The sequence below is a fragment of the Pantoea sp. MBLJ3 genome, assembly GCF_000816655.1.
GTDB lineage: Bacteria > Pseudomonadota > Gammaproteobacteria > Enterobacterales > Enterobacteriaceae > Pantoea > Pantoea eucalypti.
In genome coordinates, this window is the sequence record NZ_JSUT01000029.1 from 562,073 (window position 1) to 583,291 (window position 21,219).

Consider the following 21,219-nt stretch of genomic DNA (forward strand, 5'->3'; position numbering starts at 1 on the left):
TTACTGCGCCGATGGAAGATAAGCGGGCGCTGCTTTAGCGACCGCACTGAGCGGACGCAGCAACCGATCCGGTGCAAACGCACTCAGCATCGGTGACGCTGTGCCGCTCAGCATCTCCTCAGCCACCAGCCTGCCCAGCAACGGGGCAAGGGTCATTCCGCTATGGCTGACCATCAGATAAACGCGTGCTGACGCGCTGATGTAGCCTGTTGCCGGTAAGCCATCAGCCGGACGCGACCGCTGTCCTGTTTCAATCCGCTCAATTCTCGCACCTTCCGCGTTTCTAAACAGCCGACGTAATCGGCGCAGCATCTCTTTACCGATCAGTCCATCCGGCGAGACCGGCCGTGCCGGATCGACATGCTGATCCAGATCCAGCGCCTGCAGCATCAGGCGGCCGCCGCCATCCGGCCGTACATTCAGTTCCGGGGTTATCAAATTGCATTTAAGTGGGATCGGCAGAGGCTGCGTCTGCGCCAGAAAACTACAGGCAACAGGATCGGCGCGATTTGCATCGGTCATCGCCAGTTCAAGCCCACATTGACTCATGAGTTCCGGTGCCCAGCGGCCAGTCGCCAGTACCAGCTGATCGCCACGCCATTCATCACCACTGGCCAGTGTCAGATGCACATCCCGATTTGTTTCAGTCAGCGTTGTCACTTCATTGTTGCAGACCAGCTGTCCGCCACAGGCGCGCAGGTCCGCCAGCAGAGAGGCGATAAACAAGCTCGGATAGAGCAGGCACTCCGACGGGAAAAACCATGCGTGCTGAATGCGGGGATCGAGCCGCAACGCGGGCAGAGCATCCAGAAGTGCGGCGCGGCTACGTTTTTCAACGGGATAATCAAGCGTTGTGAGCTTTGCTGCGCGTCGCGCCAGCTGGCACAGGGACGATTGATCGGCTGCCCACTCCAGCGTGCCGGTTTCCAGCAGCCATTGGGGTGATGCAGGATGACTGGCCTGCCAGCGCTTGTGCTCGTCTATCGCATGGGCATTCAGATCATGGTAGCTGGTGGGTTCCTTGCCGTTGGCATTAACCCAGGCATAGCTGATTTGACTGGTTCCGCTGCCAGGATAGTTTTTATCGAAGACGGTGACCTGCGCGCCCCGTCGCGACAATGATTGCGCGACGGCTAAACCCAGCACGCCTGCACCGATTACGGCAATACGTTGTGGCATATCTGGTCTCTCCTGAACAGGGATGAGTGGAAAACTGCTTCCCGCCGGGTCGTTTCACTATTGCGAAGTCGACAAAGGACGTCAACCGCAGCTTCAGATAGTGGCTTCATCAAACCAGTCAGGTACAGGATCGGGCAGATTGATCCACTGCTCAGGGCCCGCAGCCATCTCATAGGGTGTCAGCAGTGCGTGGTCGAGCGCGGAAAGAATGCGCTTTTCATCCATTTCAATGCCGATAAAAACCAGCTCCTGGCGCGCATCGCCAGTCCCTTCCTGCCAGTGTTCAGCGATGAAATTGAGAGTATCCGCATCCTGTGGCCAGTCCATCCGCGGCACACTTACCCACCAGCGCCCGGCATAACCCTGACGAGCCACAGCGCCCGCCTGCGACCACATCGCAGCATAGTCAGGCCGGCTGGCTAGCCAGAAGTAGCCCTTAGAACGGATAACACCGTCAAGCTGGTGATTAACAACTTCCCAGAAACGCAGCGGATGGAACGGACGGCGCGCGCGATAGACAAAACTGCGAATGCCATACTCCTCCGATTCCGGTTGATGCTCACCACGCAGGGTCTGCAACCAGCCTGGTGCCTGTGCTGCACGATCAAAATTAAAGCGACGGGTATTGAGCAGGCAATCGAGCGGAACCTGGCCAAACTCACTGTTCACAATAAGGGCATCTGGATTGAGCGCACGCAGCATGCCCTGCAGTTCATGCAATTGCGTCTGGCTGAGCAGATCCGTTTTGTTCAGTACCAGCAAATCACAGAACTCAATCTGATCTACCAGTAAATCAACCACAGAACGCGTATCCTCCTCGCCCAGTGACTCGCCGCGGGACTGAAGATCATCGACTGAACGATAATCTCGCAGAAAATTGAAGCCATCCACCACGGTAACCATGCTATCCAGACGCGCATAAGCCGACAGACTTTCACCTTCTTCATCTTCAAACGTAAAGGTTTCAGCAACCGGCAGCGGTTCAGAGATCCCGGTAGACTCAATTACCAGATGATCGAAGCGACCGGCCTGCGCCAGACGTTTCACCTCCAGCAGCAGGTCTTCTCGCAGCGTGCAGCAGATGCAGCCGTTACTCATTTCAACCAGCTTTTCATCGGTACGTGACAGCTGTGCGCCGCCGTCGCGCACCAGCGCAGCGTCGATATTAATTTCAGACATATCATTGACGATGACCGCAATCCGCCGTCCTTCGCGGTTATTAAGAATATGGTTGAGCAGGGTGGTTTTACCGGCACCGAGAAAGCCAGAGAGAACGGTAACCGGCAGTCGGGGATCCTCGGATGTCAGGAGGGAGAGTGGCATAGTGTTACCTGTCAGTAGTGATTAATATATATGTTATAACATAACATTAATCAGCCTCTTTTCAATCGCGATTTCTCTTCCCCTGTTTGATAATGAAAATAGTTAAAAAGAAGGAGAAGTGATGCAAACACTCACTCTGGTGCCGCGTCTTGTACCGGACGTCAGAAGCGGCGTGAAAACCTCAACGATACGCTGGCAGGAAGGTGATGTCGTCACCGGTCCACTGAAACTGGTCAATCAGGAGGATGCAACCGACACGGTAATTGTATGGGTGACGAGGATCGAAACGCTGCGCCTGAATCACATCGCCGCACGGCTGGGGAAGGAGGCTGAATGGCCGGATGCGGTGCTGCTGGCGGGGATGCGCGAACACTATCCAGAGATCAGTCTGAGCAGTGAGGTGCAGCTGATCACACACCTCACGCCCGCCGAAACTCAGGTAAAGCTCGCCGAACGCTAATTAACTGTGCTCAATGACCAGCAGTGCCAGCGTATCGGCTTCCAGTGCCCGGAAGATATGGAGCTCATCGCCCGGATAGGTAATGTAATCACCCACATCCAGCTCCACAGCACTCTCTACCGGGCCAACCAGCGCACGCCCTTTGGCAATAATAATATGCTCAATGGTATTGGGGATGTGAGGCTGTGAAATGCGTTCGCTCCCCGGCTGGACCTCCAGCAGATAAATATCACGCCGCACGCCGGGTGGGCAGGATGCCAGCAAAACGGCCTGATAATCGGCCAGATCGGCGGTAACCGACAGACCTTCTCCACGTCGTATCACCTGCAGGCGACGTGCATCAGGTTCCAGCAGACGTGAAAAGGGAATATTCAGCGTCACGCACAACGACCACAGCGTCTCAATGCCCGGATTACCATTTCCCGCTTCCAGTTGTGACAGCGTAGATTTGGCGATCCCTGCGCGGCGTGCTACTTCAGCCAGTGACAGACCTGCTCGCTGACGTTCACGCACTAAAGCGTTAGCAATAATGCTGATAGGGGTATTCAAATGCACTCCCGAAACTCAAAGTGTTTTTTATATCGAACATAACGTTCATCTTGTAAATCGCCGTGGCGATGTTCATTATATCGGATTATACGTTCATTATGAGACAGAGTGATGCGTTTTCCGCAAATGCAGTTGCTGGACAAAGGGGTAATTAAAGCGATTTTCCTGGTCTGCCTGGCTGATGGGATCGTCGGTTTATCTTATGGCTCGCTAGCCTCCGCCGACGGATTTCCGCTCTGGGTGCCACTGGCGCTCTCAACGCTGGTGCTGGCGGGGGCGTCAGAGTTTCTGTTTATTGGCATTGTGGCCGGTGGCGGCAGCCCCTTTACCGCCGCCGCTGCGGGCTTGCTGGTGAACGCGCGTCATCTGCCGTTTGGTATTGCGGTAAAAGATCTGGTGGGAACGGGCCCGCGGGGTTGGTTTGGCTGTCACATCATGAACGATGAAAGCGTGGTATTCGGAATCTCTCAGCCTCAACTGGCTCAGCGTCGTAGCGCTTACTGGCTGTGCGGCATCGGCATCGGCTTTATCTGGCCTGTCAGCGTGATGACCGGCGCGGCGATAGGGCAGTTTATTCCTGATGTCTCGGTGATTGGGCTGGATGCGGTATTCCCGGCCATTCTGATTGCCCTCATTTTTCCCGCGCTGCGACAGCGACGAACCCGGATCCCTGCCACTGTCGGGGCGTTACTCTCGCTGCTGGCGACGCCACTGGTTCCGGCGGGCATGCCGGTGTTGTTCTCACTGCTGGGCCTGCTGACATGGAGATCGCGCAAATGACGCATCAGGGAATGATCATTGCCGGCATTGCTATGCTGGCCGCAGGGACGTATCTGATGCGTTTCGCAGGCGTCAGGCTGGGAAACCGTCTGCCTGTCAGCGAGCGCACCCAGCAGATACTCTCTGACGCTGCCACTGTCTTGCTGCTGGCGGTAGCTGCGACCACCACGTTGTTTGAGGGGCACCATTTTGCCGGTGTGGCTCGTGTGGCTGGCGTAGGCTTTGCGCTATTACTGGCGTGGCGTCGGGCTCCGCTGATTGTGATTATTCTGGGGGCGGCGGTGATGACGGCGCTGTTACGTTTCCTTGGCGTATCCTGATGCTGATTTGTCCTGTGGCTGCTTAACTGCGTCCCGTCCAGGATTGCTATCTGCATGGGCATAACGGCATGATGAGGGTTTATCACCTGATCGGAGTTCACCTATGAATCGTCCGTTACAGATTGGCCTTTTACTCTTTCCTGATGTCACACAACTCGATCTAACCGGTCCCTGGGAGGTGTTTGCGCGCACGCCCGACACCAGATGTCATCTGGTCTGGAAAGATCTTCAGCCAGTCCGCTCCGATCGAGGCCTTTCAATATTGCCCACCATGACGTTTGATACATGCCCGCAACTGGATGTGATCTGTGTGCCCGGCGGGCCGGGTCAAATCGCCCTGATGTCAGATAACGTTACGCTGAACTTCCTTCAAAAGCAGGCCACTCAGGCACAGTGGATTACATCGGTCTGTACCGGGTCGCTGGTGCTGGGGGCTGCCGGATTGCTTAAAGGATATCGCGCGACCTCGCACTGGAGTTCCATCGATCAGCTGGCCTTGCTGGGTGCGGATCCGGTCAGTCAGCGGGTGGTGCGTGACCGTAATCGCATCAGCGGGGCAGGTGTGACCTCGGGCATCGATTTTGCCCTGACGCTGGTGGCAGAAATCGCAGGTGACGCAGTGGCGAAAGCGGTTCAGCTACAGATGGAATATGATCCACAACCGCCATTCACCAGCGGTTCCCCTAAGACCGCACCGCCACAGGAAGTCGAGCAGGCAAAGGCGAAGATGGCGGCGTTTATTGCTACGCGCCGGGCCGCAACCATGCGTGCCGCACAGCGACTACAGGCTGAACAGCTTCCGGATGCCGGGAATACGCAATAGCAGCAGTAAGAGTGACATCGAAAGGAGCAATGTCAGGGCGATAACCCGTAATTTATCGCCCGGCGTCGGGATGTGGATCGCGGCGGTCTGCAAGTTAATCAGCACTGTCCCATCACCCGGTTTCTTCAGTAAAGATAAGCTGCACCATAAGCGCCTGGAAAACCTGGCATTTCGGTTTTCACTGCGTGGATGATTTACAGGAAGCACTGATTACCGGCAGAGAAGCGATCTATCCCGACTGGTTTTTTAACCGTAAGTCAGCCAATCCACATCGCATCGATGCGGCGGCCCGTCATGAATATCTGCGTGTTTTTCAGCAACCCGGCGCATTGCGGGCTGGGCTGGCTTTTTACCGGGCCTTTGCGCAGTCGGCAGAGCCGAATCGCCAGCGTGCGCGAAAAGGTAAACTGGCTGTGCCACTGCTGGCAATTACCGCCGATCAGGGATCGATTCCTGATATGGCTACACCGTTACGCGCCGTTACGCGCCGTTGCGCACCAGGTTAGCAGTCAAATTATCCTTAACTGTGGTCATTTTATTCCTGACGAACAGCCGGTGAAATTAGCGGAAATACTGGCAAACTTTTTTACTCACACCACGAATAAAAGCGAATTAACGCCTCTGTAAATAAGGGAAAGTAATAGTATGCAGCGGATTATTAATATTCTTGCTGATCCGCTGCTATCTCATACGCCTTTCCAGTAAATATGTCTATCTTATTGATTTTAAATCACTAACTGTGGGTTATTCCGCGTTGCTTTCTGAGTCGTGCTGTGAATAAATAAACCGTCATTATCATCCACCTTCAGGATGAGTTAAATAAAACCGTCGGCAGCAGACTGCCGATAGCATATTGCCGGGGCTGCGATGAATCAGGAAAAGGCACGACTGGCCGGAGAAATTAAAGCCGGAGTTAATGAACTGGAATCGCAATTAGTGGCGATTCGACGTGATATCCATGCGCATCCGGAATTAGGCTTTGATACGCTGCGCACAGCCAGTCTGGTCACCGACTATCTGCAGGCGCTGGGACTTCATCCCCGCACCGGTGTAGGTCGCAGCGGTGTGGTGGTGGATATCGACGGTGCAGAGCCGGGCAAAACATTGCTGTTGCGCGCCGACATGGACGCGCTGCCGATCCAGGAACAAACCGGTTTGCCCTTTGCCAGCCGCTATCCTGGTAAAATGCACGCCTGCGGTCACGATATTCACACTGCGACGATGCTGGGTGTGGCAACGTTATTACCACGCTATCGTCAGCAGCTTAAAGGGCGCGTCCGGCTGATTTTCCAGCCTGCAGAAGAGACACCCGAAAGTGGTGCTGAAGCGATGATCGCGGACGGCGTAGCGGAGGGCATCGACTGGGCTGTCACTTTGCATAACAAGCCTGAACTGGCGGCGGGGGACGTTGCCCTGACACGCGGCGCGAGCACCGCCTCCAGCGACGAATTCGATGTCACGGTACACGGCGTATCCACACACGCGGCACGTCCGCACATGGGCACCGATCCAATACTCGCCACCGTGCATCTTATCAGCCAGTTGCAGACCATCATTTCTCGTGAACGCGATCCTGCACACTCTGCCGTCCTGACTATTGGGCACATTCAGGGTGGGACTACCCACAATATCATTCCTGACAGCTGTCTGTTCCAGGGCACCATCCGCACCAAATCGCCAGAAGTGCGTGCTGCCATGGAAGCCTCATTTAAGCGGATGTGCGAAGGGGTGGCGCTGGCACAGAACGTGCGCGTGGAGGTTAACTTCCAGCGTGGTGTACCGCCATTAATGAATGACGATCGCCTGATTGATTCACTGGAAGAGATTCTGTCGCATCAGTTTGATAAAGCGATCATCGCGCAGCCCAGCGCCAGCTTTGGCGCCGAAGATTTTTCACTGTTCACCGAACGGGTTCCGGGTTGCCAGATCCATATTGGTTCGGCCACGCCAGGCCGGGACGATCATCTGCATAATTCCGATTATCAGCCTGATGAACGAAGCATTACCGCCGGGACGCAGGCGCTGACCCGCCTTGCAATTGATTTGCTCTCTTAATAATAAATAAATGAGGTTTCTATGATGATGCGCAACCGTCTGTTCACGGCTTCTCTGACCGTGGCACTGCTCGCCACTTCCGCATTCAGCCAGGCGAAAGATTTCGGCACACTGAAGTTTGCTACCGAAGCGGCCTATCCTCCGTTTAACCAGACTACGCCGAGCGGTAAAATCGTGGGCTATGAACCGGATATGGTGGCGGAACTGGCAAAGCGTGCAGGCTTTAAATATGAAATCATCGCGCAGAAATGGTCGGGCATGATTCCTGGCCTGATCGACGGTAAATATGATGCAGTGGTCGACGCCGTGACTGTGACGCCAAAGCGTGCTGAAGCGATCGATTTCACCCATCAGTACACCGTCAGCGTCTCAAGTTTTGTGACCGCGAAAAAAGGCCCACTGGCCACGCTGCCAGGCAGTGGCACGGTTGTGACGGCGGATGATGCCGCTGGCATGAAAAAAGCGATCGACGATCTGAAAACCACCTTTAAAGGAAAAACGATCGCGGTACAGGTTGCCACCATTCAGGCGGACTTCCTGCAAAAATATCTGGGCGATGTCGCCACCATTCGCACGTATCAGGCCGGTCCTGAAACCTTCGCCGACCTGATGAATGGCCGTGTTGATGCCGTCATGGCTTCACGTACAAACCTCAACGCCTTTGTGAAAAAACACGCTGATGCAATTAGTAGCAGCGGCTATGGCTTCTCCGGTGGCGTGCTGGGTGCGGGATCGGCCATTGGTCTGCGTAAAGGCAACAGCGAACTGCAGCAGGCGCTGAATCAGGCGCTGGACTCGATGATCAAAGACGGAACGCTGAGCAAACTGTCGATTAAATGGTTTGGCGAAGATGTCGCGCCAAAAGCGTAACCACTGATGCTGATGAATATTGACTGGCAGATACTGGGTTTCGGGGATGAGGGCTGGGGTAGCGTGCTGCTTAGCGCCGCCGCCGTCACTGTCAGCGTATCGCTCTGCGCCTGGCTGCTGGGTGCGGTGCTGGGCAGCGTGCTCTGCTGGATGCAGATCGCCGGTTCGCGCTGGCAGCAGAGACTGGCGGCAGGCTACATCACACTGTTTCGCGGCGTGCCGGAACTGCTGGTGATCTATCTGTTCTACTTCGGTGGACGGCAGGTCGTTTCCACCGTGGGCACCGCGCTGGGATTCCAGGGACCGTTCGATGTGAACGGTTTTGTCGCGGGTGCGATCGCCATCGGGCTGATCTCCGGCGCCTATCAAAGTGGTGTGTTTCGCGGCGCGTTCTACGCCATTCCGGGCGGTACGCTGGAAGCCGCGACGGTAACCGGCATGGGGCGGCTGATGATGTTTCGACGCATTATCGTGCCGCAGGCGTTACGCACTGCGCTGCCGGGCATGGGCAACCAGTGGCAATCTGTTATCAAAGAGTCGGCGCTGGTCTCTGTCACCGGACTGGTCGAAACCATGAATCAGGTTTCCACGGCAGCCAACTCCACCCAAATGTCCTTTTTCTTCTACAGCGTGGGTGCGGTGATCTACCTGATTATCACCACCTGTTCCGATATGGTTTTCCGCTACGTGGAAAAGTTTGCGATGCGCGGTCAACAGCGCGTGAAGGGGTAAGGAGTCCACGTGGATATGATGTTTTTACAGCAGACGCTGGTGGCGTTGCTGAAAGGATTACCGCTGACTATCAACCTGGCGCTGCTCTCGCTACTGGGCGGGGGCGTGCTGGCGCTGCTGCTTAATCTGCTGCGCATGACGCGCGTCGGCAGTTTTTTCTGTCGTTTCTACGTCTGGCTATTTCGCGGTACGCCGCTGCTGATCCAGATTTTTATGGTCTATTACGGCCTCGGCAGTTTACCGGCGGTGCGTGAAAGCCTGTTCTGGCCGCTGCTGCGCGATCCTTACTGGTGTGGTTTGCTGGCGCTGATCCTCAACGATGCGGCGTACACCTCGGAGATCCTGCGTGGCGGGCTGCGTGCCGTCAGCCAGCAGTCGCTGGAGGCCGCTAAAGTGTCGGGCATGTCGTCCTATAAGATCTTTACCCGCATCACCTTACCGATTGCGATTCGACAGGCGCTACCGGCTTACAGCAATGAAATCATCTCGATGATCAAAGCAACGTCACTGGTCAGCACCATCAGCCTGATGGAGATGACCGGCATTGCCGACTCCATCGTCTCTTCCACTTTCCGGGCCCTCGAAGTATTCCTGAGCGCAGCGGTGATCTACCTGATACTCACTATGCTGGTGAGTAAAGGCGTCTCGATGCTGGAACGACGCTTATCACCTTACTATTTTGGAGCACGATCATGACCGCACCTACCATCATGCTGAGTCATCTCAGAAAGAGTTATGCGGGACACGAAGTGCTGCATGATATCAGCCTGACCGCGCAGGATGGCGATGTGATTTCGCTGATTGGTGCGAGCGGGTCGGGCAAAAGTACACTGTTGCGCTGTATACCGTTTCTTGAAGTGCCACAGGCGGGTGAAGTTGCGGTGGGCGACATTAACGTCACGCTGGATAACGCCGATGAGAAACTGAGCCGCGAGCAGCGACGTCGCATCAAGCTGATGCGAATGCAGCTCGGCTTTGTTTTCCAGAGCTTCAACCTGTGGCCGCATAAAACTGTCATGCAGAACATCATTGAAGCGCCGGTTCACGTGCAGAAGCGTAGCCATAAAGAGGCGATTGAAGAAGCGGAAGCGTTGCTGCATAAAGTGGGACTTTATGCAAAACGTGATGCCTGGCCGTCCCAGTTATCCGGCGGCCAGCAGCAGCGCGTGGCAATTGCCCGGGCGCTGGCGCAGCAGCCAAAAGCAATCCTGTTTGATGAACCAACCTCCGCGCTGGATCCGGAGCTGGTGGGCGAGGTGTTACGGGTGATCCGCAGCCTGGCCGAAGAGGGACGCACCATGATTATCGTGACGCATGAAATGGGTTTTGCGCGTGACGTGTCGAACAAAGCGGTGTTTCTGCATCAGGGCATGATTGAGGAGTCCGGTTCGCCGGAGCAGGTGTTCCTTGACCCCATCTCGCCACGCTGCCGAACCTTCGTGAACAGCCACTTTGAGCGTAATGCAGGCTAGAGCAGCAGGGGAACGTATTACCGCTAAGCCGCGTCTCTTAAAATCAGAAAACCCCGGAAGCATTTCCGGGGTTTTTTTCAGCCAGGCTGGGTGATTCAGATGAGCCTGTAAACGCAATATCCTGAAATTAAGGATTGAAAACAGGGCGGCCCGCTTCAACCAGTGCCTGCCACTGCTGATAGCTGGGACGGTGCTGGATGTTTGAATACCACGCTTTCAGAGCAGTACATTCGTCTGGCACAGCAAGGTTCACCAGAGCCGCGAAGATCATGCCGCCGGTTACGGCGATGTCGGCCATCGTAAACGTATTGCCCGCGACATAAGGCTGTGAGCGTAAAACGGCATCGAAATAGTGCATGCCACGGATGGCCTTTTCACGCATCTTCTCACCCCATTCCGCATTCTGATAGAGCTCAACCTCTGGCCCTAATCCTGCGGTGGCATGGTGGAAATAGACGCTGACCGCATCAAGAAATTCGATTTCAGCCCGTTTGGTCATCATATGGATAACGCCTTTTTCTACCGGCGTGACGCCCGTCAGAACAGGGTTTTCATCCAGCACGTCCAGATATTGCGTAATCGCGGTGCACTCTGCGATCAGCGTTCCATCTTTCAGCGCTAATACTGGCAGGGTTCCTGAGTAGTTTATGGCTAAAAATTCGGGCTTTTTATGCTCACCTTTCCACAGATTGATCGGGATAAATTCCACCTGAGAAAGTAATCCCTTTTCCGCCAGGGCAATTCTGACCCGTGCAGGATAAGGGCCATTATACCAGTCATAGATTTTCATCGAGGGGAGAGAAGAAACTTCAGATGCATTGTTGATATCAGTCATGGTTAAGTTACCTACCTGTCAATTGGTAGATTGATTGTGGCGGTGAATGGTTATTCTGTCAACCCCTGTCTACCAGTTGGCAGGTAAGGTTTTTTTCTTTACAATGGGACTCCACATCTTTAAGGAAAACAAGATTATGAGTCTCAACGCACGTGAAGCTATTCTGGCAGCCGCAAAGAGTGCTGCTCAGCATCATGGCTATAACGGGATTAATTTTCGCAGCATCGCTGATGAGGTGGGGATTAAGAATGCCAGTATCTATTATCACTTTGCCAGCAAGGCCAATCTGGGGGCCGCCGTCGCTAACCGATACTGGCAGGATACAGCGCAGAATTTAAAGACCATCCGCGAGCAAAGTGCGTCACCGGATGAGGCGCTTCAGCGTTATCCGCAGATTTTCCGTATGTCGCTGGAAGATGCCAACCGGCTCTGTCTCTCCAGCTTTATGGCAGCGGAATATGACGATCTGCCGGAGGAAGTGAAGCGCGAGGTGCAGTGTTTCGTTGAGGCGAACGTTGAGTGGCTGACGCAGGTCCTTAATGAAAAGGAACCTGATAATACCGGGAAAAATGCTCAGCGCGGACTGGCGATCTACACCGCAGTGGCCGGTGCGCAATTAATTGCCCGCACGCGTCAGGATATTAACCTTTTCGATAGCCTGATTATGACCTATCAGGAGACCGGCCTGATTCCGCTGTCGCGATGAACATTATCCTTCAGGCACATAAATCGACATCTTCAGCGAGGGCGCATCATTCGACATGAAGCTGGAATAACTGAAATTTCGCTTCACGCCATCCTTGCCTGTCAGGCATTTTGTCCCGGAGACGGGAGCAGCTATCACATGCTCGTTCCACCATTCGCTGAATTCCTGACACTCGCGCTCAAGCCGGCTAATGAGTGATGGAAATGCGGGGTTATGCGCATTTCGATCGTAGTCAGCATGAAACAGGCCCAGCATTCTTTGGGCTTCTTTATGCCAGGTGTCTCCGAACAGGGCACGGGCCTCAGCTGTGGTCAGCATGAAAATCAGGATGTTCCTGTCTTTGACCGATAACTGGCCGAAGTCGGTGATCAGCTCTGCAGCAGCGCTGTTCCATATCAGCACATCCCAGTGTGCGTTAGTGACGTAGGCGGGCTCGGCTAAGCTCCGAATCAGTTTGATTACGCCCTCCGGAATAACGCCGTCGTTCTCAGTCTCTGTTTTCCGGCGAGAAAGCGACTGCAGATGCAGCACCTCGACCTTATCAAGCTCCAGCGCCCGGCCCAGCGCGCTGACGATCCGGTCTGAGAGCGTGTCTACCCGGCCCTGTTCGATTTTTGTATACCATTCTGTACTGATGCCAATTCTTGCTGCGACCTCTTCACGCCGTAATCCCGGCGTGCGACGCCTTTCACGGGTTCTTAAATCCCTGCTGTCAGGCTTGGTCCTGGCGCGGCGCGAACGCAGGAAATGACTTAATTCACTTTTTGGCTGCATGAGTTAACCTGGTCGTGATTTATACCCCTATAAAACTAGTCTATTTTCGCCACTGTTAAGCCCTTTTATAGTCGTGTTCTCTACAGCAGATGAGAGGTAACACTATGAAAGCAGCTGTACTCGAATCATTCGGTAATCCACTCAGCATTCAGGATGTCCCGCCGCCGATCCTCGGAACAGGGGAGGTGATCGTGGATGTTGTAGCCGCTCCCGTTCTTTCCTACGCCAGCGAAGTATTCAGTGGCGCCAGAAGATATCTTTTACCTCCACCGGTTATTCCTGGGTGTGGGGCCATTGGCCGGGTGCGCGAAACAGGGCCCGATGCTGCATGGCTTAAACCGGGTGACTGGGTTTTTTGCGATCCCACCGTCCGATCGAGAGATAACGCGCAGTCGCCTGAAATCGTGTTACAGGGCTGGAGTGCACGGGGTGAAGGCGGACAAAAAATCCAGCAATACCATCTGAATGGCAGCTTCGCTGAACAGATTCGTGTGCCCACTGAAAATGCTGTGGCAATGGGTGATATCGATCCTGCTGAAGCCGCTGCATGGTGCGCCATCAATACGTTACTGGTGGCCTATGGTGGTTTACTGGCGATGGAACTTAAAGCCGGTGAGAACTTACTGGTTAGTGGGGCCACCGGTAATTTTGGCAGTTCAGCCGTGCTGGCTGCCCTCGCCATGGGAGTCAGTAAAGTCATCGCGCCCGGACGCAACCCGCGGGTTTTGCAGGAGCTCAGGAAACGGTTTGGCTCGCGGATTGAAACCGTCACGCTCAGCGGTGTCGCTGATGAAGATATTTCTGCAATGAAAAGTGCTGCGGAGGGTCCCATTGATGCGGTGCTGGACTTGCTCCCGCCTTCAGCTCCGGCATCCGCGGCGCGCAATGCCATTATGTCGGTGAGGCCCTATGGTCGTGCGGTGCTGATGGGGGGTGTCGGCATGCTGGGTGGGGATGATCTGGCGCTGCCTTATCCGTGGATCATGCGCAATCTCATCACCATTAAAGGACAGTGGATGTATGAACCTCAGGCTGTGTACACGCTCGTGGGGCTGATCCGGGCAGGATTACTGGATCTCAGCCATTACGCGGTTACGGAATTTGCACTGAGTGATATTAATCGCGCCATCACGCATGCCGCTGAAAATAGCGGTCCCTTTAAGCTGACGGTGATCCGCCCGTAACGGTTTCAGAGAAAGCCTGTTGCTTACTTTTAGCTGCGCTATTCATTTACGCTCAATAACGACGCCTCATGGACTAACCCATTAAATGTCGAGTGATTTATAATTTCTGCGCAACTGAATGCGCTAGGAAATCCCGGTATATAACAGAGTCGTAGTCGTGACTACCCATGGCAGCTAAATAACAGTAACAGGAAATTCAGTCAGGTTCAGGCTTAATTACACTGAATCACTAAAATGTGGTTAGTCGAAGACACCATTGATGACGGCGGTTACGATAGCGGTGCTTAGAGCAATAAGCACCAGGTCATCTCCGACGGCTCGCCACTCGTAGCCAGGATAATAGGGCAGTTCATTTATCATTGATGGAGGCAACGTTTTTTTGGCAATACCCGGCGGCAAAGGTTTACCACGAGCAACTTTTTTTGCTATTCCTGGCGGCAAAGACTGATAGCCGACAAGGCCATAATTGACGGCAAGGTTACGTGCTAGAGAGTAGTTGATATCTGACCCGACGTGATCGGGTCGTCCAGGGTTCTTACGATTTCCATGTTTGTCTTTCGCACCCGCATTACCATGCCCCTTGTTTCCGTGCTCTCCGCTTTTGCCGTTATTACCCTGGGTTCCGCTATTACCATTACCCTGACCGCCACCACCGTTGCCGTTGCCCGGATTTGCAGAAACTGGTGCAGCAAGCACGGTACAGGATATAACCACCGCAAATGCGGCTTTTAAAGCGCGAGATTTGATCATGTTATCTTTCCTTAATATTATTCAATATTCTGAACCAGGACATTAAAAAGCGATGTAAGGAGGTGACATGAGTTCACCCTCATCACATTATTATTCCACCTGTTCATTATTACCCAGCATTAAACGGTCGACAAGCGCATAGCAATCTTAAGAATTATCTCAAAAAAAATCCTAAAAAGCTGTACCATGTTTTGATATTTTGTATGAATTTCATGCTGAAGCCTTTGCTTGTAATAGATAAAAATCCGGCTTTAAGCGAGGCGGAATGCCTTTTCATTATTTTTATAATGCTGCAATTCATTGTATATATTTGCGATTACCTGAAATTACTACGACGCTTAATAACTCTGCAATATATGGCACCTTAAGCGAGGTAGAAAAGATGACGATTCATCGAGGCGGATCAGGTAGTTTCCGGGAAAACCCGCAGCGGACTGAAGAAGCGGAAAGCAAAGGCGGCTCTGGCCGACACTTCGCACCTGCAAGTTTCATCTCTTTCTACCGTGATTGCCAGCTACCATTTCCTGTATTAAAAATCTGAACGGCTTTAGCAATACGCGAGTTCACGCGTGAACTGATACCTGACTTATTTCACTATCAGGCTGAGCTGAGTTTTCTGATACCGGTCTCCCCATAATATTCAGGAGTTCAAAATGAAAATTAATAAAAGCTATAAAGGATGGCTGGCTGTATCAGCCGTTGTCGCTCTCTTCAGCACTGCCAGCGTGCAGGCTGAGACGCAGACAAGCGCCCCGCAGGGTGGGAATACACCGCAGACCATTAAGAATGACAAGCTCAGTCCTGGTGACGAAAAAGCACTGAAGGATATGGCTCAGGCCAATATCAATGAAATTGCCGCCGCCAAAATTGCGCTGAACACGACACAAAGCGCAGAAGTTAAAACCTTTGCGCAGAAGATGGTTGAAGATCATGGCAGAGCCTTGAAAAAAGTTCAGGCGGTTGCTAAGCAAAAAGAGGTGGCATTACCGACTGCACCAGATGCTAAACATAAGGCCATGGCCGACAAACTGGAAAAGCAGAGCGGTGGTAATTTTGACAAAATGTATATGGAAAATGCCGGTGTAATGGACCATAAGAAGGTGCTGGCGACGTTGAAAAGTGACGCGACGAAGATAAAGGATCCCGATGTGAAGGCGCTGGCCGATGCACACACCCCTGTTGTAGAACAGCATCTGACGTCCGCCCAGCACATGTCGATGTAACGGGGCTGCCCGGTTTCCGCATTATCCGCCAGCGCTGTTACGGGATCAATTAAGCGGATTCACATCTACGTGGATCCCGATTTCGACAGCACGCATGAAGAGCGATTTTTGTGGCGTGCAGTGGATATGACTCGTTCAGGTGACCTCTGGATGATGAAATGGCATGCGCTCAGACACTGACGTGGAAGCCGTCATTCACGCCATTCCGCTGCCAGCACTCAGTAGCCGGAGATCATTATGACGCGGTGCAAACTGCTATGTCTCCGGTCAACGATACCGGCTTTGAACCCGTGTACTCAGTGCCGATCGCGGAATCATGGCGTCAGCAGCCTTGTTAATGCTGTGACCGGGAAAGCATCCGTTATGCTGCGTACTCAGGTGGTAACCAACGAGGGAGAAGGTCAGGCCCGGTTGCCACTGCTTTACGCCAGCTTCGCAAAGCTGGGTAGTGCACCTTCTCCTCAGGATATTATCGAAAACAACCGCGCCATAAAATGGCCGGTTAGCCCGGTTCCGCTGCTAACATCCAGCCTGAATAAAGCCCCGAAACGAGGCTTAATGATTTTTATTTTCCACCAGGCTTATTCCTGCATGTCGCCAGTATATCGTCCGACGCAACATATTCCCGGGTCTGAACGCCGGTAATACCCAGCATGGTAGAAAACAGATTGTCCTGAGAGTATTTTTGCGTCGAACCCTGATGGCTCAAACATGTGTAGTCCACGGCATAACGCTGCTGGTAATCGGGCGACAGCCAGATAAGCAGCGGCACGCGCGTCTGGACTTCAGGCGCGATAGCATAGGGCAGGCCATGCAGATAAACACCTTTTTCACCCAGTGACTCACCGTGATCAGACAGGTAAACCAGACTGGTCGTAAACTTCTCCTGATGGGCTTTCAGTAATTCAATCGCTTTATCGACGATATAGTCCGCATACAGGATGGTGTTGTCATAGGTATTAACCAACTGTTCCTGCGAACACTCCTGAATCTGATTAGTTTCACAGGTGGGTTTAAATTTGCCGAATTCCGGAGGATAACGGTGATTGTAGGTCGGGCCATGACTGCCGATAGTGTGCAGCACGATCACGCCACTGCCCTGAAGCTGGTTGATATACGCCTCCAGGCCATGGAAAAGAATCTCATCATAGCACTCGCCTTTGATGCACATTCCCGGAAGATTCAGCGCGGTCATATCCTGATTAGGCACGCGATCGCACGCCCCTTTGCATCCCGCATCGTTCTCATGCCATAGAACACTCAGACCTGCACGCTGAATCACATCCAGCAATCCTTCCTGATGACTGGCCAGGGCGTCATCGTAATGCCTGCGTGGCATGTTCGAGAACATGCAGGGAACGGAGACCGCCGTGGAGGTGCCACAGGAGGAGAAGTCATGAAAATAGACAACGTCCTCTTTCGCCAGTAAGGGGTTGGTCGGTCGTTGATAACCGCCCAGAGAAAAATTGGCGGCACGAGACGTTTCACCCACCACCAGAATCGTCAGGTTCTTTTTAGGGCCATCCAGCATGACCGGAAGTTGATGGGCATCTTCACCTATTTTCACCAGCGGAAGATTGGCCCGCTCGCGGTGATTATAGTAGGAGAGCGAGGCAGCAATGAAATTCGACGGACTCAGGGATTTCACCAGCTCGTGATTGTTACGAAACAGTGAGGCGTAATCCTTATAAAACAACATGGCTATGATGGCTATCAGTGCAACAGAAATCACCAGACTCACCGCGCGCTGAATCACGCCTTTCCATACCGGAACCGACTTTTTAAACGCAGGCCAGAAGGCCAGAGCAGCCATAAAAATACCGGTAAAAAATATCACCGCAATCATCTTTGGTGTCAGCAGCGCCATACTTTCTGCTGGCGTGGTATCCACCATATTGGTGATCATCGAGCGATCAAGGACGATGCCATAGTGCTGAATAAAGTACTGAGCCGCAGCGGAGACAATGACAAACAGTGCAATGGTTATCCTGTCCAGCCACAAAAATGAGGCAAGCGTCAGCACAATATTAATGACGCAGAAAGCGACGATTGGCATGGAGAGAAAAAAAAGATATTTGCTAAGCCCGTTCATCTCTATAAGCGAGTAAGCCTGGCGGTAAAAGGCGAAATTGAGAAAAACAGAAATATAGAGTGAGAATAACAGGATGAATGTAATGCGGGGCAATACAGGCTGACTCATTCTGAAGCGTGCCATAAAGGTATTCCGTAACCTTGAATAAGTGGATCCAAAAAGATTGTTTTTAAAATTGATTAGTAAAAATTAATAAAAACTATGTGCCGTATACCACAGATAGATGAAGCTCAGCACAGTAAATACTGAAATAGCCAAAGAAAAACATTCGCTTAATGAAAATTTGAGCATGGCTGGCGCCTGAAAGTTTGCATATTCACATTAGCTAATGTGAAGCTAAAATGAACTTATTGCTACAGTTTGTGCGGTTTATCTTGGGTTTTTGTGATCTGTATCTCATTAATTAAACTGAGGTCCTGAAATTGATTAGTGTGGCTGGGGGATTACAGAACAATTTGAGAGACGCTGAACGTCTGGTATCTGACAGGAATCTATAAAATAAAAAGAGTCAGCGCCCGTTCAGTCTATCCTCTGTAATATTAGCCCTGCGTCTCATACGCAATCGGCTTCATCAGAAAAGGCTCAATCCGGATAGAAAGCGAACGGGTTTCCCCGTCCGTTTTTACCAGGAACAGTTACACCTCTTTTCGTCCAGAAAAACGCTCTTTCATCAGAGAAAACGCAATGCCGATATCCAGCGCCGGTGAGGGTGGCATAAAACTGGCTTTTCCCAGCGACAGCATATCCGCAATATGCGGGTTATCCTGCTTCATAATGAAATCTGCCAGCAGACTGCCCGCTACGGTCTGTTTAGAAACGCCAGCACCGTTACAGCCACCCGCTGTGCAAACAAATTTGTTCAGCATGCCCCATTCAGGCGCCCCGTTCCGCGTAACGCTGATGGTACCGGACCACGTGTGAGATAACTTGACACTGCTCAGGGTCGGATAGACTTTATTAAATAAACGCTGATGCAGTTGAGTTGCCAGGTAAGTCCTGGCGGTACTCACCTGACCTTTAAGCGCGGGTATTACATGCTGGCGAATCAGGAAGCGGCGATCTGTTGTGAAACGGAAGGTTGCTCCGGCAATGGCATTGACGGGCGTCAGCCCCCAACTCTGCATAGGAGGAAGGGTCGTGAGTTGTTCATCTGTCAGTGGATCGGTAATGCTGGCAAACGTGGCCATAGCGGCCTGACGCGAGAGTCCCGGACGCAGCTCTGGCGAGAGTGCATTGGTAGCCAGCATCACTTTTGGTGTTTTGATCACGCCAAATGGCGTCAGCACTTCAGCCACGCTGCCATAACGAATACCCAGTACTGGTGTATTATCGTAACGTTGAATATTTTCAGGAAAATAATGGTTCAGGCCGGCAATCAGCTGCGCCGGATTAACCAACACGCAAACTGGCGTGAATATTCCTTTGCTGTAAAAGCGCGTGCCGAGTTTAGGGTACAGTTCTTCGCTGCTTAACATCTGCCACGGCTCATCCATTAAATCGAGATGGCTGGCGTACTCCTTCAATATACGATCATTGCCACGCTCCGCCTGGCAGTGATATTTACCGACCTGTTCCCAGTCGCACTGAAGATCATGCTCTGAAATGACCTGCTCCAGCTGACGAATGCCTTCCTGAAGCAGGTTACGGTAAGTGTTGGCCTTTTTTAATTCGGCCGTTGAGCTGCCAATATTATGAGGCAGCCCGATAACAAACCCGGAGTTGCGTGCGGATGCGCTTTCCCGTGTGGTGTACGCGTCGACGATGATGATTTTCAGGGTGGGATTAATTTCAGCCAGGCGGCGCGCAAAAGCGACACCGGCAAATCCCGCACCGACAATGACCCAGTCGGCGGTGATATCCCTCGCAGCATAGGTTGCGAGGGGAAACATGACTCACCCGCAGGTCAGCCTGAATGATTATGATTGAATGGTATTGATGCGTAGCGCAATTCCCTGTGCCTTATTTGAAAAATAAAGCAATTTTTATAAGGGAAAGTGGGATAACTGTACCAGCGCTAATCTGACCATTGTTGATTTCAGACAAGTATAATTCTGGTGGGGAATTATTACTCAACAGGTAAAGAGGGGCGGACGCGTAAAGATCTTTGCAGGGCGTTAAAGCATTCTGTTGATTTCAGCGACTATTTGCATTGTTGCTTCTTCGATACTTCCTTCATTGCGGCATAAAAACCAGCCGTGCCTGGCAACCTCAAGCTCAAAAGCACGGGTACAGGCGATATGTTCTTCCAGGCGGTGAATCACCGTACTTCCCAGACCCCGCGAACGCGCTGCGGCTCTTTCCCATGAAACCTCTGGTGCGGTGACCACCCCGACATGCAGGTCTGGTGCTCGCACGTTGTGCTCTATATTTAGCTGCACTATCTCTGCGAAAGGCACCATTCGTCGAAATGCGGCATCCGACGGATACCAGCGATCCATCAGAATAATGCAGTTCCCGGGCTGCTTAGTGAGTACGTTCTGTGAAATCCAGGCACGGCTTAAAGCAAAGCGGTCACAGATCTCCCGTTCCAGATCGAGGGAGGGATTTCTGGCGAGCCGGTTAACCAGCGCCATGGATTCCGCCCTGAAGGGATCGCTTTTTTGCTCGCTAAGCCGGACCACCTTCCTGTTATCTGCTCTTAGCAATTGCGTAATGGACTCCAGCAGGGTGGTTTTACCGGTTCCCTTGGGCCCATCCAGAGTCACAAACAGCTGACGATTCATGATCCCAATGACATGGGAGTCGGGGAGTTTATATAGCGGGTACTTGCCAAAAGCATGTTTTTTACCTGATAAAGCTGAGCTTACGTCGTTCGCTGGGGGCCGTATAAGCGCATGGGTTGAGATCAGTACGGTGTAGTTTAAGGGAAGCGTCAATGAAACGGAAAAAATCCCGCGAGTGCCTGTCTCTATTTTATCTATTCAAATTCACGCCTTCATTTGCAATAACGAGGTGTTAAAGGAAACCTCCAGCACAGGCTGGAGTCTGGTGAGCAATACGCGTCACGATTATGCTCATAGCGCCTCGTTAAATTGCTTCTATTCTAATCCTGCGAAAGGTGGCTTTGATGTCTGACGAAAAGTAAACCAAAC

21 protein-coding genes and 1 pseudogene are annotated in these 21,219 nt (G+C 52.6%); 13 read left to right on the forward strand and 9 right to left on the reverse strand.

Going from position 1 to position 21,219, the window contains the following annotated elements; genetic code table 11:
- Together NP77_RS21855 and zigA are read right to left on the reverse strand one after the other, a co-directional pair.
- Complete coding sequence (locus NP77_RS21855) at positions 1-1,179, reverse strand: FAD-binding oxidoreductase (RefSeq protein WP_039661756.1); 1,179 nt, start codon at positions 1,177-1,179, stop codon at positions 1-3.
- 93 nt (positions 1,180-1,272) lie between these two features.
- Complete coding sequence (gene zigA / locus NP77_RS21860; protein WP_039661758.1) at positions 1,273-2,502, reverse strand: zinc metallochaperone GTPase ZigA; 1,230 nt, start codon at positions 2,500-2,502, stop codon at positions 1,273-1,275.
- A gap of 121 nt (positions 2,503-2,623) precedes the next feature.
- Here zigA and NP77_RS21865 point away from each other — a divergent pair, with 121 nt between their 5' ends.
- Entirely contained in the window at positions 2,624-2,962 is a 339-nt protein-coding gene (locus NP77_RS21865) for an ASCH domain-containing protein (RefSeq protein ID WP_003855849.1), read from the forward strand.
- Here NP77_RS21865 and NP77_RS21870 read toward each other — a convergent pair whose 3' ends face one another.
- Positions 2,963-3,511 (reverse strand): helix-turn-helix domain-containing protein, encoded by a 549-nt coding sequence (locus NP77_RS21870; protein WP_003855850.1) that lies wholly within the window; start codon positions 3,509-3,511, stop codon positions 2,963-2,965.
- A gap of 111 nt (positions 3,512-3,622) precedes the next feature.
- Between NP77_RS21870 and NP77_RS21875 the strand changes: the two genes are divergently transcribed.
- The 9 genes from NP77_RS21875 to NP77_RS21915 all read left to right on the forward strand — a co-directional run bounded on the left by NP77_RS21875 (position 3,623) and on the right by NP77_RS21915 (position 10,563).
- A complete protein-coding gene (locus NP77_RS21875; protein WP_003855851.1) occupies positions 3,623-4,291 on the forward strand; it encodes an AzlC family ABC transporter permease in 669 nt (222 codons plus the stop codon).
- Positions 4,288-4,611 carry an AzlD domain-containing protein gene (locus NP77_RS21880; protein ID WP_003855852.1) on the forward strand — a complete coding sequence of 108 codons (324 nt, stop codon included), beginning with the start codon at positions 4,288-4,290 and terminating at the stop codon, positions 4,609-4,611. The genes NP77_RS21875 and NP77_RS21880 overlap by 4 nt, the downstream gene beginning before the upstream one ends.
- 103 nt (positions 4,612-4,714) lie before the next feature.
- On the forward strand, positions 4,715-5,434 hold the full coding sequence (locus tag NP77_RS21885) for a DJ-1/PfpI family protein (RefSeq protein ID WP_008924455.1): 720 nt from the start codon (positions 4,715-4,717) through the stop codon (positions 5,432-5,434).
- Positions 5,435-5,619: 185 nt separating this feature from the next.
- Positions 5,620-5,940 (forward strand): hypothetical protein, encoded by a 321-nt coding sequence (locus NP77_RS21890; RefSeq protein ID WP_223296425.1) that lies wholly within the window; start codon positions 5,620-5,622, stop codon positions 5,938-5,940.
- A 361-nt stretch (positions 5,941-6,301) separates the two neighbouring features.
- Positions 6,302-7,489 (forward strand): M20 family metallopeptidase, encoded by a 1,188-nt coding sequence (locus tag NP77_RS21895; protein ID WP_039661761.1) that lies wholly within the window; start codon positions 6,302-6,304, stop codon positions 7,487-7,489.
- 21 nt (positions 7,490-7,510) lie between these two features.
- Entirely contained in the window at positions 7,511-8,359 is an 849-nt protein-coding gene (locus tag NP77_RS21900) for a transporter substrate-binding domain-containing protein (protein WP_181162250.1), read from the forward strand.
- A 6-nt stretch (positions 8,360-8,365) separates the two neighbouring features.
- Positions 8,366-9,091: an ABC transporter permease gene (locus NP77_RS21905; protein WP_181162249.1), complete on the forward strand. Its 726-nt coding sequence runs from the start codon at positions 8,366-8,368 to the stop codon at positions 9,089-9,091.
- A 9-nt stretch (positions 9,092-9,100) separates the two neighbouring features.
- Positions 9,101-9,787, forward strand: coding sequence for an ABC transporter permease (locus NP77_RS21910; RefSeq protein WP_039661765.1), 687 nt, complete (start codon positions 9,101-9,103; stop codon positions 9,785-9,787).
- Complete coding sequence (locus NP77_RS21915; protein WP_039661766.1) at positions 9,784-10,563, forward strand: ABC transporter ATP-binding protein; 780 nt, start codon at positions 9,784-9,786, stop codon at positions 10,561-10,563. Before NP77_RS21910 ends, NP77_RS21915 begins: the two co-directional genes overlap by 4 nt.
- Positions 10,564-10,690: 127 nt before the next feature.
- Here NP77_RS21915 and NP77_RS21920 read toward each other — a convergent pair whose 3' ends face one another.
- Positions 10,691-11,398, reverse strand: coding sequence for a glutathione S-transferase (locus NP77_RS21920; protein WP_039661767.1), 708 nt, complete (start codon positions 11,396-11,398; stop codon positions 10,691-10,693).
- Between the two features lie 136 nt (positions 11,399-11,534).
- On the opposite strand from NP77_RS21920, the gene NP77_RS21925 reads away from it, so the two are divergent.
- The gene (locus tag NP77_RS21925) at positions 11,535-12,104 is read left to right on the forward strand and encodes a TetR/AcrR family transcriptional regulator (RefSeq protein WP_039661768.1); all 570 of its coding nucleotides are present in this window, start codon (positions 11,535-11,537) and stop codon (positions 12,102-12,104) included.
- Positions 12,105-12,107: 3 nt separating this feature from the next.
- Here the strand turns inward: NP77_RS21925 and NP77_RS21930 are convergent, their stop codons facing one another.
- Positions 12,108-12,878, reverse strand: a complete 771-nt coding sequence (locus tag NP77_RS21930; protein ID WP_039661769.1) for a helix-turn-helix transcriptional regulator — start codon at positions 12,876-12,878, stop codon at positions 12,108-12,110.
- A 104-nt stretch (positions 12,879-12,982) separates the two neighbouring features.
- On the opposite strand from NP77_RS21930, the gene NP77_RS21935 reads away from it, so the two are divergent.
- Positions 12,983-14,062, forward strand: coding sequence for a zinc-binding dehydrogenase (locus NP77_RS21935; protein ID WP_039661773.1), 1,080 nt, complete (start codon positions 12,983-12,985; stop codon positions 14,060-14,062).
- 240 nt (positions 14,063-14,302) lie between these two features.
- Here NP77_RS21935 and NP77_RS21940 read toward each other — a convergent pair whose 3' ends face one another.
- Positions 14,303-14,812, reverse strand: a complete 510-nt coding sequence (locus NP77_RS21940) for an anti-virulence regulator CigR family protein (protein ID WP_039661775.1) — start codon at positions 14,810-14,812, stop codon at positions 14,303-14,305.
- A 653-nt stretch (positions 14,813-15,465) separates the two neighbouring features.
- On the opposite strand from NP77_RS21940, the gene NP77_RS21945 reads away from it, so the two are divergent.
- Positions 15,466-16,035, forward strand: coding sequence for a DUF4142 domain-containing protein (locus NP77_RS21945; RefSeq protein WP_039661777.1), 570 nt, complete (start codon positions 15,466-15,468; stop codon positions 16,033-16,035).
- A gap of 565 nt (positions 16,036-16,600) precedes the next feature.
- Here NP77_RS21945 and eptA read toward each other — a convergent pair.
- The 3 genes and pseudogenes from eptA to NP77_RS21960 all read right to left on the reverse strand — a co-directional run bounded on the left by eptA (position 16,601) and on the right by NP77_RS21960 (position 20,850).
- Complete coding sequence (gene eptA, locus NP77_RS21950; protein ID WP_039661779.1) at positions 16,601-18,250, reverse strand: phosphoethanolamine transferase EptA; 1,650 nt, start codon at positions 18,248-18,250, stop codon at positions 16,601-16,603.
- 512 nt (positions 18,251-18,762) lie between these two features.
- Positions 18,763-19,997 (reverse strand): annotated as a pseudogene (locus NP77_RS21955) (NAD(P)/FAD-dependent oxidoreductase).
- 244 nt (positions 19,998-20,241) lie between these two features.
- Positions 20,242-20,850 (reverse strand): dTMP kinase, encoded by a 609-nt coding sequence (locus NP77_RS21960; protein ID WP_039661881.1) that lies wholly within the window; start codon positions 20,848-20,850, stop codon positions 20,242-20,244.
- Positions 20,851-21,219: the final 369 nt, after the last annotated feature.